The 24,616-nt window shown below is 76.3% G+C and carries 22 protein-coding genes; 10 read left to right on the forward strand and 12 right to left on the reverse strand.

The window, feature by feature from the left end; genetic code table 11:
- The first annotated feature begins 8 nt into the window (after positions 1 to 8).
- Both AB0J00_RS15465 and AB0J00_RS15470 read left to right on the forward strand, forming a co-directional pair.
- A complete protein-coding gene (locus tag AB0J00_RS15465; protein WP_357746046.1) occupies positions 9 to 935 on the forward strand; it encodes a prephenate dehydrogenase/arogenate dehydrogenase family protein in 927 nt (308 codons plus the stop codon).
- Positions 936 to 1,050: 115 nt separating this feature from the next.
- Entirely contained in the window at positions 1,051 to 1,284 is a 234-nt protein-coding gene (locus tag AB0J00_RS15470; RefSeq protein ID WP_357746048.1) for a DUF2630 family protein, read from the forward strand.
- Here the strand turns inward: AB0J00_RS15470 and AB0J00_RS15475 are convergent.
- Positions 1,272 to 2,537, reverse strand: a complete 1,266-nt coding sequence (locus AB0J00_RS15475) for a helix-turn-helix domain-containing protein (RefSeq protein WP_357746050.1) — start codon at positions 2,535 to 2,537, stop codon at positions 1,272 to 1,274. The genes AB0J00_RS15470 and AB0J00_RS15475 overlap by 13 nt on opposite strands.
- A gap of 258 nt (positions 2,538 to 2,795) precedes the next feature.
- Here AB0J00_RS15475 and AB0J00_RS15480 point away from each other — a divergent pair, with 258 nt between their 5' ends.
- The 7 genes from AB0J00_RS15480 (at position 2,796) to AB0J00_RS15510 (ending at position 10,772) form a co-directional block, all read left to right on the forward strand.
- Positions 2,796 to 3,563, forward strand: coding sequence for an ABC transporter ATP-binding protein (locus tag AB0J00_RS15480; RefSeq protein ID WP_357746052.1), 768 nt, complete (start codon positions 2,796 to 2,798; stop codon positions 3,561 to 3,563).
- On the forward strand, positions 3,560 to 4,312 hold the full coding sequence (locus AB0J00_RS15485; RefSeq protein WP_357746055.1) for an ABC transporter ATP-binding protein: 753 nt from the start codon (positions 3,560 to 3,562) through the stop codon (positions 4,310 to 4,312). The genes AB0J00_RS15480 and AB0J00_RS15485 overlap by 4 nt, the downstream gene beginning before the upstream one ends.
- 36 nt (positions 4,313 to 4,348) lie before the next feature.
- Positions 4,349 to 5,233 carry a branched-chain amino acid ABC transporter permease gene (locus AB0J00_RS15490; RefSeq protein ID WP_357746058.1) on the forward strand — a complete coding sequence of 295 codons (885 nt, stop codon included), beginning with the start codon at positions 4,349 to 4,351 and terminating at the stop codon, positions 5,231 to 5,233.
- A 2-nt stretch (positions 5,234 to 5,235) separates the two neighbouring features.
- Positions 5,236 to 6,384, forward strand: coding sequence for a branched-chain amino acid ABC transporter permease (locus AB0J00_RS15495; protein WP_357746061.1), 1,149 nt, complete (start codon positions 5,236 to 5,238; stop codon positions 6,382 to 6,384).
- Between the two features lie 105 nt (positions 6,385 to 6,489).
- Positions 6,490 to 7,845 carry an ABC transporter substrate-binding protein gene (locus AB0J00_RS15500; RefSeq protein ID WP_357746063.1) on the forward strand — a complete coding sequence of 452 codons (1,356 nt, stop codon included), beginning with the start codon at positions 6,490 to 6,492 and terminating at the stop codon, positions 7,843 to 7,845.
- A gap of 150 nt (positions 7,846 to 7,995) precedes the next feature.
- Positions 7,996 to 8,967, forward strand: coding sequence for a UDP-glucuronic acid decarboxylase family protein (locus AB0J00_RS15505; RefSeq protein ID WP_357746065.1), 972 nt, complete (start codon positions 7,996 to 7,998; stop codon positions 8,965 to 8,967).
- 170 nt (positions 8,968 to 9,137) lie between these two features.
- Entirely contained in the window at positions 9,138 to 10,772 is a 1,635-nt protein-coding gene (locus AB0J00_RS15510) for a substrate-binding domain-containing protein (RefSeq protein WP_357746067.1), read from the forward strand.
- 46 nt (positions 10,773 to 10,818) lie between these two features.
- Here AB0J00_RS15510 and AB0J00_RS15515 read toward each other — a convergent pair whose 3' ends face one another.
- The 10 genes from AB0J00_RS15515 to AB0J00_RS15560 all read right to left on the reverse strand — a co-directional run bounded on the left by AB0J00_RS15515 (position 10,819) and on the right by AB0J00_RS15560 (position 21,564).
- Positions 10,819 to 11,727 carry a glycosyltransferase family 9 protein gene (locus tag AB0J00_RS15515; RefSeq protein ID WP_357746069.1) on the reverse strand — a complete coding sequence of 303 codons (909 nt, stop codon included), beginning with the start codon at positions 11,725 to 11,727 and terminating at the stop codon, positions 10,819 to 10,821.
- 50 nt (positions 11,728 to 11,777) lie between these two features.
- Entirely contained in the window at positions 11,778 to 13,151 is a 1,374-nt protein-coding gene (gene rfaE2, locus AB0J00_RS15520) for a D-glycero-beta-D-manno-heptose 1-phosphate adenylyltransferase (protein WP_357746072.1), read from the reverse strand.
- On the reverse strand, positions 13,148 to 13,831 hold the full coding sequence (locus tag AB0J00_RS15525) for an SIS domain-containing protein (RefSeq protein ID WP_357746074.1): 684 nt from the start codon (positions 13,829 to 13,831) through the stop codon (positions 13,148 to 13,150). Before AB0J00_RS15525 ends, rfaE2 begins: the two co-directional genes overlap by 4 nt.
- Entirely contained in the window at positions 13,828 to 15,036 is a 1,209-nt protein-coding gene (locus AB0J00_RS15530) for a glycosyltransferase (RefSeq protein WP_357746077.1), read from the reverse strand. The genes AB0J00_RS15525 and AB0J00_RS15530 overlap by 4 nt, the downstream gene beginning before the upstream one ends.
- On the reverse strand, positions 15,033 to 16,010 hold the full coding sequence (locus AB0J00_RS15535) for a glycosyltransferase (protein ID WP_357746080.1): 978 nt from the start codon (positions 16,008 to 16,010) through the stop codon (positions 15,033 to 15,035). Before AB0J00_RS15535 ends, AB0J00_RS15530 begins: the two co-directional genes overlap by 4 nt.
- Complete coding sequence (locus AB0J00_RS15540; RefSeq protein ID WP_357746082.1) at positions 16,007 to 16,996, reverse strand: glycosyltransferase family 9 protein; 990 nt, start codon at positions 16,994 to 16,996, stop codon at positions 16,007 to 16,009. Before AB0J00_RS15540 ends, AB0J00_RS15535 begins: the two co-directional genes overlap by 4 nt.
- A 41-nt stretch (positions 16,997 to 17,037) precedes the next feature.
- Positions 17,038 to 18,537 carry an HAD-IIIA family hydrolase gene (locus AB0J00_RS15545; protein ID WP_357746085.1) on the reverse strand — a complete coding sequence of 500 codons (1,500 nt, stop codon included), beginning with the start codon at positions 18,535 to 18,537 and terminating at the stop codon, positions 17,038 to 17,040.
- Between the two features lie 174 nt (positions 18,538 to 18,711).
- Positions 18,712 to 19,833 carry an acyltransferase gene (locus AB0J00_RS15550; protein ID WP_357746088.1) on the reverse strand — a complete coding sequence of 374 codons (1,122 nt, stop codon included), beginning with the start codon at positions 19,831 to 19,833 and terminating at the stop codon, positions 18,712 to 18,714.
- Positions 19,834 to 19,961: 128 nt separating this feature from the next.
- Positions 19,962 to 20,483 carry a MarR family winged helix-turn-helix transcriptional regulator gene (locus tag AB0J00_RS15555; protein WP_357746091.1) on the reverse strand — a complete coding sequence of 174 codons (522 nt, stop codon included), beginning with the start codon at positions 20,481 to 20,483 and terminating at the stop codon, positions 19,962 to 19,964.
- 4 nt (positions 20,484 to 20,487) lie between these two features.
- Positions 20,488 to 21,564, reverse strand: a complete 1,077-nt coding sequence (locus AB0J00_RS15560) for a hypothetical protein (protein WP_357746093.1) — start codon at positions 21,562 to 21,564, stop codon at positions 20,488 to 20,490.
- A 220-nt stretch (positions 21,565 to 21,784) separates the two neighbouring features.
- Between AB0J00_RS15560 and AB0J00_RS15565 the strand changes: the two genes are divergently transcribed.
- The gene (locus AB0J00_RS15565; RefSeq protein ID WP_357746095.1) at positions 21,785 to 23,080 is read left to right on the forward strand and encodes an alpha-hydroxy-acid oxidizing protein; all 1,296 of its coding nucleotides are present in this window, start codon (positions 21,785 to 21,787) and stop codon (positions 23,078 to 23,080) included.
- A gap of 167 nt (positions 23,081 to 23,247) precedes the next feature.
- Here the strand turns inward: AB0J00_RS15565 and AB0J00_RS15570 are convergent, their stop codons facing one another.
- Positions 23,248 to 24,519, reverse strand: coding sequence for an FAD-binding protein (locus AB0J00_RS15570; protein WP_357746098.1), 1,272 nt, complete (start codon positions 24,517 to 24,519; stop codon positions 23,248 to 23,250).
- Between the last annotated feature and the right edge of the window lie 97 nt (positions 24,520 to 24,616).

Below are 24,616 nucleotides of genomic sequence, written 5' to 3' on the forward strand. Positions count from 1 at the left end.
TGTAGATCATGGCCGACCCGCGCTTCCCGGTGCCCACGATGCCCGTCCCGCCGGTGTCGGTGGTGGGCCTGGGCCAGCTGGGCGGGTCGCTCGCCGCCGCGCTGGTGGACGCCGGGCGGCCGGTCTCCGGCTGGGACGTCGACCCGCGGGCCCGCGCCGCCGCCGAAGACCGCGGCGTCGACGTGCGCCCGGAGCTGACCGGCGTCGTCGTCCTGGCGGTGCCGCTGCCGGTGATGGCGACCGCGCTGGACGGCCTGCGGACCGACCCCGGCGCGACGATCACCGACCTGGGCTCGGTGAAGGCGCCGGTGCTCGCCGAGCTCGGCGCCCGGTACGGCGACCGCTACGTGGGCGGGCACCCGATGGCCGGGACGGAACGGTCCGGCCCGGACGCCGTCGACCCGGGGTTGTTCCGCGGCGCCCGGTGGGCGGTGTGCCTGGAGCCGGACACCGACGTCCGCCGCTGGCTGCGGGTCGCGGAGATCGCGCTGGCCGTCGGCGCGGAGGTGGTGCCGGTGACCGCGGCGGAGCACGACGAGGCGGTGGCCGCGATCAGCGCCGTCCCGCACCTGCTGGCCGCGGCACTGGCCGCCGCCGCGGCCGAGGCCGGCCCGCTGGCGCTGTCGCTGGCCGCCGGCAGCTTCCGCGACGGCACCCGGGTCATCGCCAGCGACCCGGCGTTCGTCACCGCGCTGGTCCAGGGCAACGCCGGCCCGGCCGCGGCGGCGCTGGGCCGGGTGCGCGCCCAGCTCGACCGCCCGGTGCCCGAGCTGGTCGCCGCGGGGCACGCGGTCCGGGCCGCGCCGGCGCCGGAGCGCCGGCCGGTGCGGGTGCCGCTGGAGCGCGGCGCGCTGCTCGGCGTCGGCCGGGCGGGGGGCGCGCTGACCCGGCGGCTGGCCGCGTTCGTCGAGGGCTGGGTGCCCGACACGCCGTGACACCGGGTGACCGGTGCGACGACCACCGCCGGTGTGCCGGGAGCGCGGACCGGGCAAGCTGGGGGCAGACGAAGCCCGGCCCGGCGCCGGGGACCGCACCGACGAGGGGCAGGACATGGACGACAAGGACATCCGCCAGCACATCCACGAGCTGGTCGAGGAGGAGCACCGGCTGCGCAACGCCGGTGAGCACACCGACGAGACCCGCGCCCGGATGACCCAGCTCGAGCAGGACCTCGACCAGCTCTGGGACCTGCTGCGCCAGCGGGACGCCAAGCGGCAGTACGGCGAGGACCCGGACGAGGCCACGGAGCGACCCGAGCCGCAGGTCGAGAACTACCTCCAGTAGCCGCCGGCGCCCGGGGCCGGGACGGAGTCCGGCCGGCAGGCCGGTGCCGGTCGCCGCGGGCCGGCCTGCAGGAGCGCCAGCTGCCACAGCAGCCGCGCCCGCGGGTCGGCCAGCGAGCCGCCGGTCACCCGCTCGATCCGCCGGAGCCGGTGCATGACCGTGTTGCGGTGGCAGAACAGCGCGTCCGCGGCCCGCGTCGGCGAGCCGTCGGCGGCGAGCAGCGCCGCGAGGGTCTCCAGCAGCACCGCCGGCTCCTCACCCGGCAGCTCCAGCAGCCGGCCGACCGCCTGGTCGGCCAGCCGCGCGGCGATCTCCGGCGACCCGGCGAGCAGCGCCTCGGGCAGCCGCTCGTCGATGCCCGCCACCTGCGGCCGGCCGGCGGGCAGCGTGCGCGCGGCTGCGTCGGCGAGCCGCCAGGCGGCCGCGACCTCCGCGGCGCCCTCGACGACCGGTGAGACGCCGACCGGACCGGTCGCCAGCTCCCGCAGCGAGCTGAGCACGTCCTCGACCCGGCGCCCCCCGAGCGCCAGGACGCCGACCCGGGCTCCCGCGCGCCGGCCCCACACCGAGCGCACACCGCGACGCAGCAGCTGGGCGGGGGCGTCGGCGAGCGCAGCGCCGTCGTCGTCCCCGGCCGGCGCCACGGCGCACACCAACCGTCCCTCCAGCGGCAGCGCGAGCAGGTCGGCCGCCGTCCGGGCGAAGGACGGGTCGCCGCCGCGGCCGTCGAGCAGGCCGTCGAGCAGCTGCTGGCGCGCCTCCTCGTCGACGTCGGCCAGCCGGCGCTGCTCCAGCCGGTAGGCCTCGGCGAGCGCGGCGCACTGCACGTCGTTGACGTGCCAGACGGAGCCGGCCACCTCGAGCAGCACCTCGCTGTCCCCGGGCGCCTCCGCCCGGCGGGCCACGTCGCGCAGCGCCTCCCAGGTCACCTGCCCGCCGAGCCGGTAGGCGCGCAGCACCGTCTCCAGCGGGATGCCCTGCGCGGCGCGCCGCCGGCCGACCTCCCGGGCGGCCGCCATCGCTGCGCGACCGCCGTCGCCGGTGTCACCCATCAACGTGCGCACGCCGCGCTCGAGGTTGGCCCGGCTGGACGCGTGGAGCTCGGCCACCACCGCCGGGCCCTGCTGCGCGTAGGCGCACTCCGTGCGCTCCAGGATCGCCACCACCCGGGTGGCCATGGCGTCCAGCTGGTCGAGCAGCGGCGGCGCCAGCTCCGCCAGGCGGTCGGCGACGTGGGACGGGAACGGCTGCATGGTCACCCCTTCGTGACACGCGGCTGATGGCACATCGCTGATGTGTGATCACTGTGCTGCGCGCCCATTGTGACCTGCCTCACCGCACCGGAGGCTCGACCCGTCGGGGGACGCCCCGGCACCTCGCCCGGCGCAACGCCGCGACGGGCGGTCGACCGAGGCGAGGGAGCCGTGGGCCCGTTGGCGCAGCCGAGCCCGACCGCAGGGACCTCCGCACCCGACCGACCGGCCGCCGGGGCCCCGCGGCACCGGCTGGAGATGGCCGGCATCTCGGTCGCCTTCGGCGGTGTCTCCGCGCTGTCCGACGTCTCGCTGACCGTCGAGCCCGGGCAGGTGCACGGGCTGATCGGCCCGAACGGGGCCGGCAAGACGACGCTGTTCAACGTCGCCTGCGGGCTCGTGCGGCCCACCGGCGGCTCGGTGACCTGGCGCGACCGCCCGCTCCGCGGGCTGCGACCGCACCAGCTCGCCGGCCACGGCATCGCCCGCACGCTGCAGGGCGTCGGTCTCTTCCCCGGCATGACCGTGCTGGAGAACGTGATGGTCGGCGCGCACCGGCACGCCCGGGCCGGCTTCCTCTCCGCGCTGCTGGCCCTGCCCCGGGCCGACCGCGACGAGCGGGCGCTGCGCGAGCGGGCGACTGCGGCGCTGGCCCGGCTGGACGCCGAGCGGTACGCGGACCGGTACCCCGGCGGCCTCCCCTACCCGGTGCAGAAGCGGGTGGCGCTCGCCCGCGCGCTGGTGCTGGAACCGGAGCTGCTGCTGCTCGACGAACCGGCCAGCGGGCTGGCCGAGGACGAGATGCACGAGCTCGGTGAGCTGATCCGCACGCTGTCCGGGCGGATGAGCGTGCTGCTCGTCGAGCACCACATGGACCTGGTCATGCGGGTCTGCGACCGGATCACGGTGCTCGACTCCGGCCGCCGGATCGCCGGCGGCACACCCGCGGAGGTCCAGGCGGACCCGGCGGTCACCGAGGCCTACCTCGGGGACGACGTCGAGGTGGCCGGGGACGGCGCGGCATGACCGAGACCTCCACCCGCACCGCCGGGCCCGGGACCCCGGCGCCGCCGCTGCTCGCGGTCACCGGCCTGACGTCGGCCTACGGGCCGGTCCGGGCGCTCGACGATGTCACCCTGGACGCCTCGCCCGGCCGCATCACCGCGGTCCTCGGTGCCAACGGGGCGGGGAAGACCACCCTGCTGCGGACCATCAGCGGCCTGGTCCGGCCGGTCGCCGGCCGGGTCACCCTGGACGGTGAGGACATCACCGCAGCGCCCGTCGAGGCGATGGTCGGCAAGGGCCTGGCGCACGTGCCGGAGGGCCGCGGGGTCATCGCCGAGCTGACCGTCGAGGAGAACCTGCGGGTCGGCGCGCTGTTCCGCGGCAAGGTGGCGCGCAGCGAGTTCGACCGGGTGTACGACCTCTTCCCGCGGCTCGTGGACCGGCGGGACAACCCGGCGCACACGCTGTCCGGGGGCGAGCGGCAGATGCTCGTGATCGCCCGGGCACTGCTCGCCCAGCCGCGGGTGCTGCTGCTCGACGAGCCGTCGCTGGGCCTGGCGCCGCGGATCGTGGCGCAGATCTTCGCCCTGCTCCGCCGGCTGGTGGACACCGACGGCCTGGCGGTCCTGCTGGTGGAGCAGAACGCCCGCAGCGCGCTGTCGGTCGCCGACGTCGGCGTCGTCCTGGACCTCGGCCGGGTCGTCGCCACCGACGAGGCTCGCCGGCTGCTCGCCGACGAGGCCCTCCGGCACGCCTACCTCGGCTTCTGACCCCGGCCCACGCGCCACACCTGGAGGCACTCCCCCGTGCGACAGTTCATCGACGTCACGCTCACCGGGCTGACCGAGGGCGCCGTGTACGCAGCCTTCGCGCTCGCCCTGGTGCTGATCTGGCGGTCGACCCGCGTGGTCAACTTCGCCCAGGGCTCGATGGCCGCCCTGACCGCGTTCATCGCCCTCTCGCTGATCCACTCCGGCTGGTCCTACTGGGCGGCCCTGGCGGTCGCGCTCGCCGCCGGCTTCGTGCTGGGGGCGGTGGTCGAGCGGGTCGTCGTCCGGCCGGTCGAGGGCGGCCCGGAGCTCAACGCGGTGATCGTCACGCTCGGGCTGTTCGTGGCCGTCCAGGCCGGCATCGCCATCGTCTTCGGGTCCCGCTTCCAGTCGTTCCCGACGCCGTTCGGGCTGGCCGGCTTCGAGGTCGGTGGTGACCGGATCGCGCTCAACCCGACCAGCGTGTACGTGCTGGTGGCGGTGCTGGTGACCATGACCGCGCTGGTCGTGCTGTTCCGGTTCACCCGGGTGGGGCTGGCCATGCGCGCGGCGGCGTTCGGCCAGGAGGTGGCCCGGCTGCTGGGCGTCCGGGTGGGCCGGATGCTCACCCTCGGCTGGGCGCTCGCCGCCGTCGTCGGGTCGCTCGCCGGGATCCTCATCGCCGGCGGGGAGTTCGTCCACCCCGGCTACATGGACGGCCTCATCGTCTACGGCTTCGTCGCCGCGGTGCTCGGCGGGCTGGACTCCCCCGTCGGCGCGATCGTCGGCGGACTGCTGCTCGGCCTCGCGCTGAGCTACGTGAGCGGCTACGTGCCCCGGGGCAGCGCCCTGGTCAACGTCGCCGCGCTGGCCGTGCTCATGGTGGTGCTGCTGGTCCGGCCCGGCGGGCTGTTCGCCGGCAGCACGGCCCGGAGGGCGTGACGATGAGCGAGCTCCCCCCGGGCGCGACGGCCACCGCCCCGACCGGCGCCGCCACCGCGGCCGCCGACGTGGCGCCGGCCCCGGCGGCGGCCGGCCGCCGGTCGCTGCTGCCCCGCTCGACCCTGCTGCGCCACCTGGTGGTGCTGGTCCTCGCCGCGCTCGGCGTGGTCGTGCTGCTCGAGGTCACCGACGCGTACACCAACTCCCAGCTCGCGACGCTGAGCTACTACGCCATCGCCGCCGGCGGGCTGACCGTGCTGACCGGGCTCAACGGGCAGATCTCGCTGGGCCACGGCGCGCTGATGGCGGTCGGCGCCTACACGACCGCGCTGATGCTGCAGGCCGACGACCCCCTGCCGCTGCCGGTCGTGCTCGTCGCCGCGGTCGTGGCCACCGCGGCCGTCGGTGCGCTGGTCGGGGCGGCCGCCGCCCGGCTGCACGGGCCCTACCTGGCCGGCGCGACGCTGGCGCTCGCGGTGGGCCTGCCCGGCCTGGCCGTCTACTTCCACGACACCCTGGGCGGCGAGCAGGGGCTGCGGGTGCGCGCACCGCGGCCGCCGGAGTCGTTCCGCAGCTTCGTCGACGCGGTCTCCGGCGCCTCGGCGACCACCACGAAGTGGCTGGCGTACGTGGGCGCGATCTGCCTGCTGATCACGTACTTCCTGCTGGCCAACCTGGCGCGCAGCCGGATCGGGCGCACCTGGCGGGCGGTGCGCGACGCCGACGTCGCGGCCGAGCTGGCCGGCATCCACCTCGGCGCCTGGCGGGTGCTGGCCTTCGTGGTGAGCGCGGCCGCGGCCGGGCTGGCCGGCGGGGTGCTCGCCCTCGTCGTCCGGCTGGCCGCACCCAGCGGCTTCACGCTGGTGCTGTCCCTGTCGTTGCTCACCGCGGTGGTGATCGGCGGCCTGGGCAGCCTCGTCGGGGCGCTCCTCGGCTCGGCGGTGCTGGTCTTCCTCCCGCCGTTCGTCACCGACCTCGGCGGCGACCTCGGCCTGGACCAGACGGAGGCCGCCCAGCTGGCGCCGTTCGTCTACGGCGTCGTCCTGGTCGTGGTGATGGTCTTCGCCCCGGCGGGCCTCGTCGGCACCCTCCGGCTGCGGTGGCAGGCCCGCCGCGCCGGGCGGGCGGCCACCCGTCAGGACGGGGGGTGACCCGGGGGAAGCCGACCGCTCTCCCGGCCCGCGTCAGCGGACCGGACCACCTGAACCGTTCGACCACCCGGGCGACCCCGCCCGGCCGCACAAAGGAGTGCACCCGTGGCCCGATCCCCCAGCCGACTCCGCTCGGTCCCCCTCGCCCTGCTCACCGCCGCCACCGTCGCCGCCTCGCTGGCCGCCTGCGGCGGCGGGGACGGCGGGTCCGACGCCCAGGACGCCGGCGGCGCCAACGAGGCGTCCGACACCGGCGTCACCGAGACCAGCATCAAGCTCGGTGGCCACTTCCCGCTGACCGGCGTCGCGGCGCCCGGGTACAGCGAGATCCCGACCGGCATCAAGGCCTACTTCGACTGGGTCAACGACAAGGGCGGGGTGAACGACCGGACGATCGAGTACGTCTACCGGGACGACGCCTACAACCCGACCAACACCAGCCAGGTCGTGAACAAGCTGGTGCTCGAGGACGAGGTCTTCGCCATGGTCGGCGGGCTCGGCACGCCGACCCACAGCGCCGTCCTGGACTTCCTCAACGGCGAGGGTGTCCCCGACCTGTTCGTCGCCTCCGGCTCCCGGCTCTGGGGCGAGGACCCGAAGACCAACCCCGAGACGTTCGGCTGGCAGACCGACTACGAGAGCGAGGGGAAGATCATCGGGAAGTACATCTCCGAGGAGTTCCCCGACGCCAAGGTCGGCCTGTTCCTCCAGGACGACGACTTCGGCGAGGACGGCGAGAAGGGCATCCGCCAGTTCGTCGACGGCCAGGTCGTCGCAGCGGAGCGGTACACCCCGGGGAACACCAACGTCGGCCCGCAGATCGCTGCGCTCAAGGCGGCCGGCGCCGACTTCGTCGTCGGCTTCAACGTGCCCAGCTACACCGCGCTGTCGCAGCTGACGGCGCTGCAGCTGGGGTACAAGCCGCAGTGGTTCTACTCGAACGTCGGCTCGGACCCCACGCTCGTGGGCGCGCTGCTGAAGAACTTCTCGCAGGGCAAGGTCGGCGACGCCGCGCTGCTGGACGGCGCGCTGACGACCGACTACCTGCCCACCGTCGACCAGCCCGACGACCCCTGGGTGAAGCAGTTCCAGGCGATCTGGGACGCCAAGGGTGACGGCAGCCCGCTGACCAACTACCGGATCTACGGCATGAGCATGGCCTACACGACCGTGCAGGCCCTCCAGGCCGCCGGGCAGAACCCGACGCGGGAGGGGCTGGTCGACGCGATCGAGCAGGCCGGCGGCGACTGGGAGGGTCCGGTGCTGGCGCCGTTCCGGTACTCGGAGAAGAGCCACATGGGCACCAGCGGCATGTCGATCAGCCGGATCAAGGGCACCGGGACGGAGGAGGTCCGCCCGGTGCAGACCACCGACCTCGGCAAGGCGGCGATCAAGGAGTACTCGGGCAAGGAGGCCGCGCCGCCGAAGGACGGCATCCCGGACGAGAAGCCGGTCGACTGACCGGGGACCGGGCCACCGCCGGGGAGGCGGTGGCCCGGTCCACCTCATCGGGGGACAACACTTCGGGCTTTAAGTGTTTCCGTTGTTGATCTAGGGGTAGCGCTCTCGGTGATGCGCGGGTCGGCCGCGCCGGGGCAGAGGACTGTGACGATGCGGGCAGCGCGGGAGATCCGTCGGGCGGTGGTCACCGGAGGCGCCGGTTTCCTGGGGTCGCACCTGTGCGAGCAGCTGCTCGACCGCGGTGTCGAGGTGGTCTGCCTCGACAACTTCCTCACCGGCTCCCCGGAGAACGTGCTGCACCTGATGGAGCACCCCGGCTTCCGGCTGGTCCGCTGCGACGTCACCGACTACGTGCACGTGCCCGGCCCGGTCGACCTGGTGCTGCACTTCGCCTCGCCGGCCAGCCCGCTGGACTACCTCAAGATGCCGATCGAGACGCTCAAGGTCGGCAGCCTCGGCACCCTGCACACGCTGGGCCTGGCCAAGGAGAAGGACGCCCGCTACGTCATCGCCTCCACCTCCGAGGTGTACGGCGACCCGCTGGTGCACCCGCAGCGCGAGGACTACTGGGGCAACGTCAACCCGGTCGGCCCGCGCGGTGTGTACGACGAGGCCAAGCGGTTCAGCGAGGCGCTGACCACCGCCTACCGCAGCTCGCAGGGCGTCGACACCGGCATCGTGCGGATCTTCAACACCTACGGCCCCCGGATGCGCCCGGACGACGGCCGCGCCATCCCGGCGTTCGCCAACCAGGCGCTCGAGGGCCGTCCGATCACGGTCGCCGGCGACGGCTCGCAGACCCGCTCGATCTGCTACGTCGACGACACCGTGCGCGGCATCCTGGCACTGGCCTCCTCCGGCCACCCGGGGCCGGTGAACATCGGCAACCCCGACGAGCTGTCGATGCTGCGGCTGGCCGAGTGGATCAAGGAGATGACCGGCTCGGCCTCGCCGATCGAGTTCATCGACCTGCCGGTCGACGACCCGAAGGTGCGCCGTCCGGACACCACGCTCGCCGAGACCGAGCTCGGCTGGCGGCCGGAGGTGCCCTCCGCCGAGGGGCTGCGCCGCACCGTCGAGTGGTTCGCCGCCCGCCGCGAGGCGCTGGTCGCCGCCGGCTGACGCTGGCAACTCTGCACACAGAGCGTCACCCTCTCTGCACTGTGTGACGGGATCGACCTCACTCCCGGGGCTCCGGCTGGGTACAGTCGCTGCCGACCGAGCCCCGGGAGCGCCGTCGCGCGCCGTCCCGGGACCCTGCCGCGGGGCCTGAACGCAACGGAGAACGACTGATGGGGCGCCACGCCGACGTGCGGGCCGGACGCCGGAGCCCGGCGGTGCTCGGGATCGTGGTCGCGGTCGTGGTGGTCGCCGTCGCCGCGACCCTGCTCGTCCTCTGGACCCGCCACGACGACTCCCGGGCCGCCGGCTCGTGCGAGGACCGGCAGACCGTCCGGGTGACCGTCGCGCCCGAGGCCGCGGGGCTGGTGGAGCGGCTGCTGGACGCCGACCAGCGGCTGGACGACGGGTCGTGCGCGACGGCCGAGGTCACCGGCCAGGAGCCGCTGCAGACCCTCGGCTCGCTGCGCAGCGGCTCGCTGCCGCAGGTGTGGGTGCCGGACTCGTCGCTGTGGGCCGACCGCGCCGGCGACGCACCGCTGGACGCCGCCGGCCAGCTCGCCAGCTCGCCGCTGGTGCTGGCCACCAGCCGCGCCGCCGCCGACCAGCTGGGCTGGACCCGGTCGGCGCCGAGCTGGGGGCAGGCGCTGGGCACCGGCCGGCCGCTCGCCGTCCCAGACATCACCGCCAGCGCCGAGGGGCTGTCCGCGCTGGCCGCCGTCCGGCAGTCGCTGGGCGGCGACGAGGACGCCGACAACGCCGTCGTCCAGGCGGTCCTCGCCGCCGGCCGCGGTGAGGTGCCCTCGCCGCAGGACGCGCTGACCGCCGCCCGGGAGGGCGGGGCCGACGCCCCGCTGGTGCCGGTGAGCGAGCAGGAGCTGCTGGCCGCCGACGACGGCGGCGACCTGGTCGCGGTCTACCCCAGCGACGGCTCGCCCGCGCTGGACTACCCGGTGCTGCGGGTCGGCGAGCAGGACGGCGCGGAGCAGGCGGCCGTCGACGCGGTCGTCGCCGCGCTGACCGCCCCGGAGGCGCAGCGGGCGGCCCGCGAGGCCGGGTTCCGCGACTCCTCGGGTGCCGCGCCGGAGGGTGTGTCGGCGGACCGCGGCGTCCAGGAGCAGGCGCCGCGGGCGATGCGGCTCGACCCCGCCGGGCTGGGCTCGCTGCTCACCCGGATCAGCAGCCTCGCCACCCCGACCCGGCTGCTCACCGTCATCGACGTCTCCACCTCGATGAACGCCCGGGTCGGCGACGGCACCCGGGTGACGCTGGCCCGCGACGCCACCAAGAGCGCGCTCGCGCTGCTGCCGGACTCGTACTCCGGCGGCGTCTGGGACTTCGCGTACCGGCTGCAGGGCGACCAGGACTGGCAGGAGCTCGTGCCGCTGCGCCGGTTCGACGCGGACGCCGGCGACGGGAAGTCGCAGCGGCAGGCGATCGACGAGCAGTTCGACACGCTGCCCGACCGGCTCGCCCCCGGCGGCACCGCGCTCTACGACACGACGCTGGCCGCCGTCCGGGCCGCGCGGGACGCGTTCGACCCGCAGTCGGTCAACAGCGTCGTGCTGATCACCGACGGGAAGAACGAGGACGACGCCGGCATCCAGCTGCCCGCGCTGCTGGACACGCTGCGCGCCGAGGCCGACCCGCAGCGCCCGGTCAAGGTCATCGGCATCGCGCTCGGCCCGGACGCCGACCTGGACGCGCTGCGGCAGATCGGCGACGCCACCGGCGGCGCGGCCTACCCGGCGCTGGACCCCAACGACCTGCAGAGCGTGCTGTTCGACGCCATCCGCCGCCGCGGGTGAGCTGGGTGGAGTCCCAGCGCTCGGGAGGTGATGCGCTGGGACTCCGCTACAGCAGCGCGTCGAGGGCGGCGGTGACCTCGTCGACGCCGATCTCGTCCAGGGCCGGGTCCAGCTCGGTGCCGTGCGGGTCGCCGGTGCCGTCGCCGTGCCAGAGGACGACGTGCTGCGGGCGCCGGGGCGGCCCCCACAGCTCGGGTGACACCGGGCCGAACAGCACCACCGAGGGACGGCGGTAGGCGGTCGCCAGGTGGGCCACTCCGGTGTCGCCGCAGACCACGACGCGGGCGGCGGCGACCACCGCGGCCAGCTCCAGGGAGGTCGTCGTCCCGGCGAGGACGGCGTCGTCCGGCAGCCCGGCGAGCGACGCGACCTGCTGCGCCAGCTCCCGCTCGGCCGGGCCACCGGTGACCACCACGTGGTGCCCGGCCGCGGCGAGGTGCCGGGCGACGGCGGCGAACCGGTCCGGCGGCCAGCGCCGGCCGGGGAAGGCGGCGCCGGGGTGCACGACCGCGACGTCGCGCACCGGCGGGGCGACGTCCGGCACCCGCAGGTCGAGCGCGTCCGGGTCGCAGTCGACGCCCAGCCCCTCGCTGACCAGCCGGCACCAGCGCCGCACCTCGTGCTCTCCCGCGTACCAGGTCGGGCCGGGGTAGCCGGGGCTGTCGAAGGTGAGCAGCCGCTGCGGGTGCAGGTCGGCGACCACCACGTGCGAGAGCGGGCCCTTCCCGTGCAGGTCGACGGCGAGCTCCGGCGGCGGCCCGGACCAGTGCAGCGGCTGGAGCTCGACCGCGGGCAGCACCTCGTCGACCGCGTCGACCAGGCCGGCCAGCGGCTCGAGGGCGCGCGTCGTGGCCAGCACCAGCCGGTGGTCGGGCACCGCGGCCCGGATGCCACGGATCGCCGGCACCCCGGTGAGCAGGTCCCCGAGCCCCAGCGGCCGCAGCACGACCGCCACCGGCCGCCCGTCCCCCACGTCCGGCGCCGGAAGTGGGGAGATGGGGTCGGTCACACCTTCGAGCGCTCGACCAGGGCGGTGGTCGAGTGGCCGGGCAGGTACGGCAGGACGACGGCCTGGCCACCCCACTGCCGGAGCACCGCGGCCTCGGGGAGGTCCGCGCCGGCGTAGTCGCCGCCCTTGGCCCACACGTCGGGCCGGAGCTGCTCGAGCACCGCCGAGGGGGTGTCCTCGTCGAAGACCACCACCGCGTCGACGAACTCCAGCGCCTCCAGCACCCGGGCGCGGTCCCCGGCGGTGACCAGCGGCCGCGAGGGGCCCTTGAGCCGGGACACCGACGCGTCGGAGTTGATGCACACGACCAGGCAGTCGCCGAGCCCGCGGGCGGCCCGCAGCGTCGCGACGTGCCCGGCGTGCAGCAGGTCGAAGCACCCCCCGGTGGCGACGACGGTGCCGCCGGCGGCGCGCACCCGGGCGAGCAGCTCCTCGACGCCGTCGGCGGGCTGGTCGGGGGCGGCGGGCACCTGGTCCCACGCCGTCGCCCCGCCGCGGCCGACGAACGCCCCGGCGGCGGCGACCGCAGCGGTGACCGCGTCACCGGTGACCGCACCCGAGGCCAGTGCGACGGTGACGGCGGCGGCGAACGAGTCGCCGGCACCGCACGGGTCACCGCCGGTCACCGGCACGGCGGGCACCACCATGGGCGCCCCCTCGCCGTAGGAGAGCAGCGCGCCGCGCGAGCCGATGGTCACCGCGACCGCGCCCACCCCCCAGTGCCGGATCAGCGCCTCGGCGCGGGCGCCGACGGCGGCGAGCCCCTCGCCGGTCACCTCGGCACCCACGACACGGGCCGCCTCGGACCCGTTGGGCGTGACCAGCCGGGTGGAGGGCACCGGGTCGGCGCCGCGCGGGTGGGGGTCCCAGACCACCGGGCCGCGGGCGGCGGCCAGCGCGGCCCGGACGGCGGGGTCGGCCGTCGTCCCGCGGCCGTAGTCGGCGACGAGCACGGCCGCGGCGTCCCGGATGGCCCGGACGGCGGCCGCCGGCAGGGTGCCGATCTCCGCGACCGGGGCGCCGCTGTCGAGCCGGGCCACCGAGTGGTCACCGACCCGGATCCGCTGCTTGACCGGGGTGCCACCGTCGGCCGGGATGGCGATCAGCCGCACCCGCCCGTCGAGCAGCTCGCGCAGCCGGGCGGCGCCGTCGTCGTCGGCGAGCGGCGTCACCAGCACGACCTCGGCGCCGGAGAACTGCGCGGCGAGCACGGCGGCCAGCGCGGCGCCGCCGGGACGCTCGTGCCGCTGCACGTCCTCGACCACGGGCACCGGCGCGTCGGGGGTCAGCCGGGAGGCGCTGCCGACCAGGTCGACGTCCAGCAGCGCGTCGCCGACGACGACCACCGGCCGCGGCGTCGAGCGCGTCACTTGATGACCTCGACGTGGTTGGTCGTGGAGACCCGCGGCGAGTCGGCGAGCACGGCCTGGTCGAACGCGGCGCAGAGCAGGTGCAGCGCCACCAGGTGGCACTCCTGCACGGTCGCCGTCCACTCGGAGTCGATCGCCACCGTGTCGTCGGCGACGGCGGCCAGCGGGTTGGGCGCAGGTCCCGTCATGGCGAGCACGGTGATCCCGCACTCGCGGGCCCGCCGGGCGGCGGCGACGGCGTTCGGCGAGCGGCCGGACGTCGACAGCAGCACCAGCACGTCACCGGCGCGGCCGTGCGCCTCGACCTGCCGGGCGAACAGCTCGTCGGCCGGGTAGTCGTTGGCGATCGCGGTGAGCGAGGAGGTCTCCGCGGTCAGGCAGATCGCGGAGAACGGCGGGCGGTCGGCGCGGTACCGGCCGACCAGCTCGGCGGTGAGGTGCTGCGCCTGCGCGGCGCTCCCGCCGTTGCCGGCCGCCAGCAGCCGACCGCGCCCCGGGCCGGTGAGCACGCCGGCCAGCAGCGCACCCCAGCGGTCCAGCGTCCCGACCTGCTCCGTGAGGCTGCTCAGCGCCGCGGTCAGCGACGCCACGTGGTCGTGCCCGACCAGGTGGGTGCAGGAGTCCGGCGAGACGACCTCCGCGCTGCGCAGCGGGAGCTTCTCGGACGGGACAGCACTCATCGGACGGCCTCCACGGGGGCGCGCTGGGACAGGACCTGGCGGTAGACGGCGTCGGTGTCGGCGACGACACGCGACCAGCGGTAGCGGGATCGGGCGCGCTTGACGCCGGCGGCGCCGTAGGCGGTCCGCCGGTCGTCGTCGGCGAGCAGCGCGGCGAGCACCTCGCCGAGCCGGTGCGGGTCGCGCGGCGGCACGAGGTCGCCGGTGACGCCGTCGACGACGCTGTCGACCAGCCCGCCGACGGCGGTGGCGACGACCGGCCGCCCGCAGGCCATCGCCTCGAGCGGGGTGATGCCGAACGGCTCGTACCACGGGACGGCGAGCACGACGTCGGCCGACCGCACCCAGGACGGGACGTCGGCGCGGGACACCGAGCCGGTGAACACCAGCCGGTCGGCGACGCCGAGGCGCTCGGCGACCGCGCGCAGCCGCTGCACCTCCGGGTCGGTGCCGAGCTCGGGCACCGGCGGGCCGCCGACGACGACGAGCTCGGCGTCGGGCACCTCGACCAGCGCGCGGACGGCGTCCTCCTGGCCCTTGCGCTCGACCAGCCGGCCGAGCACGAGCAGCCGCTTCCGGTCGTTCTTGGGCGCGACCGGGCCGCGCGGGGTGAAGACCGACGTGTCGACGCCGCACGGGACGATCGACACCTTCTCGGTGGCGACCCCCAGCCGGCGCAGCTCGAACACCTCGTCGGTGCAGGTGGCGACCACGTGGGTGACGTCCTGCAGCAGCCCGCGCTCCAGGTCGATGCGCTGCTCGGGCGAGGTGTCGGCGTCGCCCTGGTGGCGGCGCTTCACCGAGCCGAGGGCGTGGAACGTCTGCAGCACCGGGATGCCCAGCCGGGACGCCGCCTGCACCGAGGCCAGCCCGCTCATCCAGAAGTGGGCGTGCACCACGTCGGGGGCGTCGGCCGCCCACTGCGCGCGCAGCACGTCGGCGAAGGTGCCCATGTGCTGCAGCAGGTCGTCCTTCGGGACGGCGCGGGGCGGGCCGGCGTCCACGTGCGCAACGGTGTACCCGTCGGCGGTCTCCACCCGGGCCGGGAGGTCGGCGTCGTCCCGGCGGGTGTGCACGGTGACGTCGTGGCCGCGCTTGGCCAGGCCCGCGGCGAGCGCCGCGACGTGGACGTTCTGCCCGCCCGCGTCGACGCCGCCGATGGCGGCCAAGGGCGAGGCATGCTCGCTGACCAGATCGATCTTCATCGGGTCACCTCTCCCAGGAGTGCGTCCCAGTCGGCCAGGAACCGGTCGAGCCCGTACCGCTCCAGGACGGCGGCGCGGGCGGCCTTGCCGGCGAGCCGGGCGGCGTCCGGCTCGTCGACGAAGTGCCGCAGCGCGCGGGCCAGCACCTCCGGGTTGGTGGAGAGCACCCCGGCGTCGGCGGGCACGGCCTCGACGGCCTCCGTGGCGGCCAGCCCGACCACCGGCATGCCCAGGTGCATGGCCTCCAGCAGGGAGAGCCCGAGCGACGTCCAGCGCACCGGGTGCACGTAGACGCGGCGGCGGGCGAGCTCGGCGTGCATCGCGGCCTGCGGCGGGTCGTCGTGCAGGCCGACCCGGTCGGGGTCGAGGCCGTAGGCCTCGTGCAGGCCGGTCAGGCCCATGCCGAAGACGTCGAGCGGCGCGGCCTGGCTCAGCAGCGGCAGCAGGTCGCCGCCGGTGTACCGGCCGCGGCGGACCGGCTCGTTGACCACGACGCCGCCCCGGGCGAGCTCGCCGGTGTAGCGCTCGCCGGGGTCGACGATGCCGTGCTCGATGACCACGGTCGGCGCGCTGCCGTTGTCGTAGAACAGCTGGTTGAAGTACGTGACGTGCGCGATCGGGACCGTCGACTGGTCGGCCATCGGGTGCCGGGTGTCCGGCACTCCCCCGTCGGGCGCGTTGTGCTCGAGGAAGACCGCGGGCAGGTCGCGGCCAGGCTCCGCACCCAGCCACTCCCGCACCAGCTGCAGGTCGCGCTCGCGCTGGAGGACGACGACGTCCGGCCGCTCCTCTCGGAGCTGCGCGGGAGTCACCTCGCGGGCGGACGCGGGCCAGTCCCAGGTGCGGGCCCGGCCGAGACCGTCCGGGCTGCGCACCCCGTCAGGGCCCGTGACGACGGGAAGCAGGTACTCGTGCCGCCCCTGGACGAACGCTGTCGTCCACGAGCCGTGCACGTGCCAGAGCAGGACCTTCATGCGGCGACCAGCTTTCCGACGGCGGCGACGACGTCGTCGGCGGTGACCGACGACAGGCAGGGGTGGCCGGGTACCGGGCACTCGCGGGCCCGGGTGTCGCGGCAGGGGGCGGACTGGTCGCCGAGCAGCACGGTGGGGACGCCGTAGGGCGCCCACCGCACGGCCGGGACGACCGGGGAGAACAGCGAGACGACGGGGGTGCCGACGGCGGCGGCCAGGTGCGCGGGGCCGGTGTTGCCGACGACGACCGCGGCGGCGCCGTCGAGCAGCGCGGCCATCTCGGCGAGGGTGGTCTCCCCGCCGAGGTCGACGCCGCGGGTGCCGGCGACGGCGGCGGTGAGCTCCCGCTCCCCCGGCCCGCCGGTGACCAGCACCCGGTACCCGGCGTCGGCGAGCGCCGCGACGGCCTCCGCGCAGCGCTGCGCCGGCCACGCTCGGGCGGGCACCGACGCACCGGGGTGCAGGACGACGTAGCCCGGCGCGTGCGGGTTCGGCGGGAGCGGGCGGCGGACGGCGAGCCGGCCGTCGTCGCCGTCCGGGAGGTCGAAGCCGGCCGCGCGGGCCAGGGACAGGGCGCGCTCGGGCTCGGGCAGGTCGTCGTCGACCCGGTGCCGGACGTCGAGCAGCGAGCCGGGGTAGTCGACGCTGATCGCGGAGATCCGGCCGACCCCGGCGGTGCGCAGCACCAGCGCGAGCGGCAGCGGTGACTGGTGGAAGCTCGTGCTGAGCACCGCCTCGGTGACGCCGGCGTCGCGCACCCGCTGGGCGAGCGCGGCGAGGTCGGCGGCGTCGACCGGCTGCGGGTTGCCGTCGATCCACGGGCAGTGCCAGGTGAGCACCTGGTCGACGCCGGGCAGCAGCCCGGCGGCGGCGGTGCCCTGCGGGCTGGCGAGGAACACGACCCGGTGAGCGCCGTGCGCCACCGCGCGGACCAGCGGGCCCTGCAGCAGGACGTCGCCGGCGTTGTCCAGCCGCGCGACGAGCACCGTCCCCCCGGTCTCTCGCGAGGAACCGGGGAAGGGAGCGGTCACCACAGGCCGGCCAGGACGTCGTCGACCGCCTCGGTCAGCGTGGGCGCCCGGTGCGCGGCGGCGGTGACCTCCTCCGGCCGGGTGACGGGGGTCGGGACGAGGATGCCGTGCGCGCCGGCGGCCGCGGCGGCGCCGAGGTCGGCGGCGATGTCGCCGACGACCACGCAGCGGGCGGGGTCGACGTCGAGCGCGGCGCAGGCGGCCTTGACCATGCCGGGGGCGGGCTTGCGGCAGTCGCAGCCGTCCTCCGGGGCGTGCGGGCAGACCTGGACCGTGTCGAAGCCGCCGAGCAGCTCCGCGACCCGGGCGTTGACCGCGTCGGCCTGCTCCCGGGTGATCAGCCCGCGGCCGACCCCGCTCTGGTTGGTGACCAGCCCGATCCGCACCCCGCGGGCGCGCAGCGCGTCGACGGCCCCGCGGGCACCGTCGACCAGCCGCACCTGCGCCGGGTCGCCGTTGTAGGGCACGTCGTGCACGAGGGTGCCGTCGCGGTCGAACAGCACCAGCTCCGGCAGCCCGCGCCACGGGGGGACGCCGCGGTGCACGACGGCGCCGCGCAGGAAGTGCCAGGTGGCCAGCGGCGGGATCGCGGCGCTGGTCAGGGCCATGGTGGTGACCTCGTCGCGGGTGCGCGGGCCGGGGGCGATCCGGGCCCAGGCGAACTCCGCCGTCCCGGCGGCCCAGCCCAGCGCCGCGAGCGCGGCGGCCTTCGGCTTCCCGGCCAGCGCGAGGCCGGCCGCACCGAGGGCGGCGGCGGTGACGGCGAGGTGGCGGGGGCGGCGGCCGACGGCGGCGTCGGCGCGGTCGCGCCAGGTGGACCCGTGCAGCCGGCGCATCAGGACGTCGTCGGCGTTGCCGGCCTGCACCCGGGCGCTCACCCAGCGGTCGACCGGGCGCACCGGGTGGGTGATCCACCGCTCGCCGCGGGTGAGCCGCGAGCCGGTGTCCATGACCCGCAGCGCCAGGTCGGAGTCCTCGCGGAAGGCGCGGGGGAAGCGCTCGTCGAACCCGCCGACAGCGGCGAGCGCGGCGCGGCGGTAGGCGAGGTCGGCGGTGATCCAGCTGCTGGTGGCCAGGCCCGCGGTGCCGCGCTCCCAGTCGGTGGGCCGGCGGTGCGCAGGCAGCGGGACGCGCACCCGGCCCTGGGTGCCGGCGACGTCGGCGGGCAGCGCGGCCAGGTCGGCGGCCAGCGCCGCGTACCAGTCGGGGTCGGGGACGACGTCGTCGTCGAGGAAGGCGATCCACTCTGTGCGGGCCACCCGCCAGCCGAGGTTGCGGGCCCGCGCGGGCCCGCCACCGCCGGTGCGCACGACGCGCACGGGCGGCAGACCGGGGCGTTCCGGGTGCAGCGGCTCCCCGGTGGGCCGGTCGTCGACGAGCACGATCTCCGCCGGTCGCGGCCCCGTACCGGTCGCCAGCGCGTCGAGCAGGACGTCGAGGGACGGACGGCCGATCGTCGGCACCACCACGGTGCAGCTGCTCAGGTCACCCGTCATGCCCGGGTCGGTGCCCGGGAGATCGTCGGCGAAACACTACGGCCTTGAAGTTTTCCGACGGCGAAAGGCGCTGTACCCCGACCAGGTGAACCACACGCGTGTCATCGGCGTGTTCCCGACCCCACTTCCGGCGCGGAAAGCGTTCCCGGTTTCGGCGCGGAAAGTGGGGAGGGGTCAGGCCCCGGCGGCGGGCGCGGGTGCGGGCGCGGCGGCCCGCCGGCCGCCCAGGCTGCGCAGCAACCGCTCGACCGGCCGCTCGAACAGCTCGTAGGCGAGGGCGGCCAGCGCGATCGACACCGCCAGCGACACCACCAGGCGGAGCAGGGAGGTGGCGAGCGTCCCGTCGTCCATCAGCTGACCGGTGACCCGGAGGACCAGCTCGTGCAGCAGGTACAGCGCGAACGACCACTGCCCGAGCCGCACCATGCTCCGCCGGGCCATCGGGGTGGGCCGCAGCCCGTCCAGGTCGCGCGCGGCCGCGCTGGCGATCAGCAGGGCCAGCGGCACCAGCATGCCCAGGTCGGCGATGCCGAGCGGGAACGCCAGCACGTGCCCGTGACCGACGGCCAGGGCGAGGACGCAGAGCGCCGCGTAGGTGCCCGCGGTCAGCCAGGTGGCCTGGCGGAAGGTGAGCGCCGGCCGCCAGCCGCGCTTGACCGCCAGGGCCAGCACGACGCCCAGCAGGAACTCAAGCAGCCGGAACGGCGGGAAGACGTACAGCAGGAAGTCGCGGAACCCGTCCGCCGGGATCCCGGCCAGCGGGGCCAGGACGGGGGCGAGGCCGACGACCAGCGCGGTCCCGGCCACGGCGAGCCCGACCAGCACGATGGCGGAGCGGCGCAGCGGCAGGCGTCGCAGGACCAGGAACGCCACCGGGAACAGCGCGTAGAAGAACGCCTCGTCCGACAGCGACCAGGTGACCCCGTTGTAGGCGTCGTGCCAGTCCTCCGCCGGGAACCACGACTGCAGCAGGGCCAGCGAGACGCCGAACCTCGGCAGCGACTGGCGGGTGCCCTCGAGCACGAGGACGCCGGCCGCCAGCACGGTGCTGACCGCGGTGAGCGGCCAGACCCGGGAGAACCGGCGCCAGTAGAACCGGCCGGCGGTGTCGCCGTCCCGGGCGGTCCAGGCCAGCACGAACCCGGACAGGACGAAGAAGAAGGTCACACCGACGTACCCCAGCGCGACGACGCCCTGGGCGGGCTCCAGCCCGGAGACGTACTGCGAGCAGTGGCACAGCACGACGAGCAGCGCGGCGACGAAGCGCAGCCCGGTGAGCGAGCGGAGATGGAGCACGGGTCCCCCGTCGAACGGCGTCCCACCTCCGGGTCGCGAGCGGGGCGGACGCTAGGGGATCCGGAACGCCCGGTCCACGGATTCCCGCACGCCTGCGCGAGACCCACCCGAACGGGTGAACGCGCGGGTCAGCGGGGGCGGCGGGCGGCGGCGGAGACGCGGGCCAGCGCGTCGGTGACCACGCCGGCGTCGTCGCCGAGCAGGGTGAGCAGGTGGGCGACCAGGTCGTCGTGGGTGCGGGCCGCGGCGCGCACCCGCTCCCGGCCGGCGTCGGTGAGCCGGGCGAACAGCAGCCGCCGGTCGCCGCCCAGGCGTTCCCGGGTGACCAGGTCGTCGGCGACCAGCCGGTTCACCGTGCTGGTGATCCCCGGCCGGGACAGCCCGACGGCCTCGGCGAGGTCGCCCATCGGCGCGCCCTCGCCGGGCGACTCGGCGATCCGGCGCAGCACCTCGAAACCGGTGAGCGACAGGCCGTGCTGGCGGTGCAGCGCGGAGTCGACGCGGCGGGTGATCCGGTCGTGCACCTGCACGATCCGCAGCCAGGTCTCCGGCGCGGTCGGGCCGGCGCCGGACAGCCCCCGCACGTCGCGCGGCACACCCCGCGGCGGGGCGTCGTCGGAGACCGCTCCGGGTTCGCGATCGGCGTCCACGGGCTCAGCGTCCCAGGTCGGCGGCCTGCTCGCCGTCCCGCGGCCGCCGGAGCGCGGAGATCCCCAGCCCGCCGGCGGCCACGAGCAGGGCGACGCCGGCCATCGTCGCCACCGGCGGGGACGACGCGGGCGCGGCGCCGACGGGCGCGCTGCGGGCGGCGACCTGCAGCGCCAGGCCGGCGGTCGCGGCGGAGTCGGCACCGACGAGCCGGACGTCGGCGGTGCCGGTCGACGCGGCCCGCGGGATCTGGACGACGGCCTCGACGCTGCCGTCCCGGCCGGCCGCGACGGTGGCGAGCGGGGCGGTGCGGCCGGCCAGGCTCACCGTCACCTGCTCACCGGGGGTGAAGCCGGTGGCCCGCACCCGCACCACGCCGCCCGGGGCGACCGTGCCGCCGGAGGAGCTGCTGGCGCCGCCGCCGGCCGAGCTGCCCGGCGCAGAGCTGCCCGAGCTGTCGGAGCTGCCCGGTGCGGAGCTGGCCGGCGCCGACGGGGTGCGCGGCGCCGAGGGCGTGGCGGAGCCGCCCGGGGTGGTCGGCGCCGAGGTGGTCGCCGGCGGGGCCGGCTCGGCGGTGCCGGTCGTCGGCGCGGCCGGCGGCACGTCCTCCGGCGTGGGGACGACGTCGGTGGTCGGGGCCGACACGGCGTCGCAGTCGGCCTGCGCCGGGCGGGTGTAGGTGCCCAGCTCCACCGGCTCGGGCGCTGCGCCGTCGGCGGCCACGGCGGTGACGGAGACGTCGACGGTGACCCCCCAGTCGACGTCCGCGCTGCCCAGCTCCACCTGCTCGCCGGGGCCGAGGTCGGCCTCCTGCTGCACGGCGGTGCCGTCGAAGACCAGGGCGACGTGCTGCGCCGTGCGGCCGTTGGTGACCTGCACCCGGACGACGGCCGGTCCGCAGCTGGGGCCGGCGGTGACCTCGACGGCGGGCCGGCGGGGGTCCTCGAGGGCGGCGGCCGGGCCGGCGAGGGCGACCCCGGCGGTGACGGCGGCGGCGACGGAGGCGCCGAGCACGGTCGCCGGCAGCGCGGCGCGGGCGAGCACGCCCCGGCTGGGGGCGCGCCCCCGGGTGGCTGTCGGCACGGCACTCCCCCGTCCTCGGCGCCGCTCCTGGGCGCTGCGGCGGCCGCCCCGTGCGGCCTCCGCGACTCCTGCCTGCCCAGCAACTGCCCCGACCATTCCCCGGCCGACCTGCGCCGTGCCGTTCCGCCACACCCGTCACACGCGTGTCGGCGGCGTGTCGCCGCCCGCGGCGTGTCGGCCGGCGGGCGCCCCGTGCGACGCCGCTCACTACGGTGGCCGGGTGACCTCAGCGGCGGGGACCGGGCGGCAGCGGCAGGACGCGATCTACCGGGCGGGGGTCTACGGCCGCATCCCCCGGGTGCCCACCGTGTACCGGGCGCTGGCCCGCGAGGCGAAGCGGCGGCTGGACGCCCGGGCGTACGGCTACGTGGCCGGCGGGGCGGGCGACGAGGACACCCAGCGGGCCGACCGCGCCGCCTTCGACCGGTGGGCGGTGGTGCCCCGGGTGCTGCGCGACGTCAGCGTGCGCGACACGTCGGTCGAGCTGTTCGGACGCCGGCTGCCGGCCCCGCTGCTGCTCGGGCCGGTGGGGGCGCTGGAGCTGGTGCACCCGGAGGCCGACCTCGCCGTCGCCCGCGCTGCAGCGGCGACGGGGGTGCCGATGGTCTTCTCCAACCAGGCGTCGGTGCCGATGGAGACCACCGCAGCGGCGATGGGCACCAGCCCGCGGTGGATGCAGCTGTACTGGTCGACGTCCGACGAGCTGGTGGCGAGCCTGCTGTCGCGGGCGGAGGCGGCCGGCTGCGAGGCCGTCGTCGTCACCCTCGACACCACGATGCTCGGCTGGCGGCCCCGCGACCTCGACCTCGGCCACCTGCCGTTCGCGCTGGGCAAGGGCATCGCGCAGTACGTCTCCGACCCGGTGTTCCAGCGGCTGGTGCGCGAGCGGGCCGCGGCGGCGGGCACCGGCCGCGATCCGCAGCCGCGGCCCACGCCGGCCGCCGTCCGGGCGCTGGTCGGCATGGCCCGGGCGTGGTCGCGGGGCACCGGCACGCCGTTCCGCGAGGCGCTGCGCTCGCCGCTGCCGCGGGCCGCTGTCGAGACGTTCCTGGCGATCTACTCCCGGCCCTCGATCACCTGGGCGGACCTCGCCTTCCTCCGGGAGCACACCCGGCTGCCGGTGGTGCTCAAGGGCGTCCTGCACCCCGACGACGCCCGGCGCGCGGTCGACGAGGGCGTCGACGGGCTGGTGGTGAGCACCCACGGCGGCCGGCAGGTGGACCGCTCGATCGCGGCGCTCGACGCGCTGCCCGGCGTGGTCGAGGTGGTCGGGGGGCGGGTGCCGGTGCTGTTCGACAGCGGGGTGCGCAGCGGCGCCGACGTGCCGGTCGCGGTCGCGCTGGGGGCCCGGGCGGCGCTGCTGGGCCGGCCGTTCGCGTTCGGGCTGGGGGTGGCCGGTGAGGACGGCGTCCGCCAGGTCGTCGACAACGTGATCGGGGAGTTCGACCTGTCGCTGGGCCTGGCCGGGCTGACGTCGGTCGACCAGCTCACCCCCGAGGTGCTCGTCCGCCGCTGAGCCGCGACACCCCGGCCCGCTCTTGACGCCGGACTGTGGCCTGGGTCACAGTAGGCGTGCGGGTGGGGGGTGCCGGGAACGAGTGGCCGTCCACTGCTGGGCGGATCGACCAACGCGGCCAGACCGCAGCGACCGGCCCCCCGCCCGCCACGACGCCCCGAGGGGCGTCAGCGGGGTGAGCGCACCCCGAGCCGCTCGAGCATCGGCGAGGAGAACTTGCCGGCCGGGTCGAGGGAGTCGAACAGCGCGCGGGCCCGCGGCAGGTTCGGGTAGGCCCGCTCCATCGCCGCGGTGTCGTAGCCGTGCACCTTGCCCCAGTGCGGGCGGGCGTCGAGGCCGGCCAGCGCCTCCTCCACCGCGGGCACGGCGGTCGAGTAGACCTCGTCGACCTTGTGCCAGGTGAAGTGCAGGATGCCGGTGTCCCGGCCGAACGCGGGGCTCAGCCACAGGTCGTCGGCGGCGGCGCTGCGCAGCTCGCCGACCATGATCACGTCGCGGAAGCGGTCGGCGACGCCCTTGACGGCGGCGATGGCCTCGGCGGTGCGGGAGCGCTCGACGAAGTACTCGGACTGGATCTCGTCGCCGTTGCTGGGCATGGCGTCGAAGCGGAAGTGCGGCAGCCGCTGCCACCACGGGCCGGGCTCGCCGCCCTGCACGGTGACGTTGCCGCGGATGTCCTCGGTGAGCCAGTCGGCCGAGACCGGGTCGCGGGTGGCGCCGGCGAGGGTGTCGGGGACCCCGCCGTCGAGCTGGTCGGCCCGGCGCTTGACCCACACGTGACCGAGGGCCGCCGGGTCGTAGAGGGTGAACCCGCTGACGCTGTAGCCGGCGCCCTGCACCGCAGCCCAGTCCTCCAGCGCCGTCCACGGCATGCCGCGGTACACGTCCTGCCGGACCTGGTAGGCGGGCTCGATCGCCAGGGTCAGCCGGACGACGACGCCGTAGGCGCCGAGCGCGACGACCAGACCGCCGAAGTGCTCGTCACCGGCGCGGACGGTGCGCAGCTCGCCGTCCGCGTCGACGTACTCGATCGCCCGGACGGCGGTGGCCAGCACCGGGTTGGTGTTGCCGGATCCGTGGGTGCCGGTGGCCACCGCGCCGGCGACGGAGATGTGCGGCAGCGAGCCGAGGTTGAACAGCGCCCAGCCCTGCCGGTCCAGCTCGCGGGCGAGCTCGCCGTACTGGGTGCCGGCGCCGACGGTGACCGTGCGCGCGTCGGCGTCCACCTGGACGTCCGGGGCGATGCCGCCGGTCTCGACCAGCACGCCCGGGGAGTCGGCCAGGCCGTTGAAGGTGTGCCGGGTGCCCAGCGCGCGCACGTACGCGTTCGTGCGGACGACGTCCTGCAGCTCGGCGATGCTGGCCGGCCGCAGCACGGGGGCCTGGAACCGGTAGGTGCCGGCCCAGTCGATCTCGGTGACGTCGACGTCGGTGCTCACCAGCCGAGGGTAGGCCGCCCCTCCGGCCCCGCCGCCGCGCGCGCAGGAACACGAACGGCCCCGCACTCCCTCAGGAGTGCGGGGCCGTCGCTGTCTC

It is taken from the genome of Modestobacter sp. NPDC049651 (genome assembly GCF_040659695.1).
GTDB lineage: Bacteria > Actinomycetota > Actinomycetes > Mycobacteriales > Geodermatophilaceae > Modestobacter.

Bases quoted from the DNA above. Each gene is read 5' to 3' on its own strand.
- AB0J00_RS15465 (WP_357746046.1), top strand. From the start codon at position 9: ATGGCCGACCCGCGCTTCCCGGTGCCCACGATGCCCGTCCCGCCGGTG.
- AB0J00_RS15475 (WP_357746050.1), bottom strand. From the start codon at position 2,537: ATGCAGCCGTTCCCGTCCCACGTCGCCGACCGCCTGGCGGAGCTGGCG.
- AB0J00_RS15535 (WP_357746080.1), bottom strand. From the start codon at position 16,010: ATGAAGGTCCTGCTCTGGCACGTGCACGGCTCGTGGACGACAGCGTTC.
- AB0J00_RS15530 (WP_357746077.1), bottom strand. From the start codon at position 15,036: ATGAAGATCGATCTGGTCAGCGAGCATGCCTCGCCCTTGGCCGCCATC.
- AB0J00_RS15495 (WP_357746061.1), top strand. From the start codon at position 5,236: ATGAGCGAGCTCCCCCCGGGCGCGACGGCCACCGCCCCGACCGGCGCC.
- AB0J00_RS15505 (WP_357746065.1), top strand. From the start codon at position 7,996: ATGCGGGCAGCGCGGGAGATCCGTCGGGCGGTGGTCACCGGAGGCGCC.
- AB0J00_RS15510 (WP_357746067.1), top strand. From the start codon at position 9,138: ATGGGGCGCCACGCCGACGTGCGGGCCGGACGCCGGAGCCCGGCGGTG.
- AB0J00_RS15545 (WP_357746085.1), bottom strand. From the start codon at position 18,537: ATGACGGGTGACCTGAGCAGCTGCACCGTGGTGGTGCCGACGATCGGC.
- AB0J00_RS15485 (WP_357746055.1), top strand. From the start codon at position 3,560: ATGACCGAGACCTCCACCCGCACCGCCGGGCCCGGGACCCCGGCGCCG.
- AB0J00_RS15480 (WP_357746052.1), top strand. From the start codon at position 2,796: ATGGCCGGCATCTCGGTCGCCTTCGGCGGTGTCTCCGCGCTGTCCGAC.
- AB0J00_RS15470 (WP_357746048.1), top strand. From the start codon at position 1,051: ATGGACGACAAGGACATCCGCCAGCACATCCACGAGCTGGTCGAGGAG.
- AB0J00_RS15525 (WP_357746074.1), bottom strand. From the start codon at position 13,831: ATGAGTGCTGTCCCGTCCGAGAAGCTCCCGCTGCGCAGCGCGGAGGTC.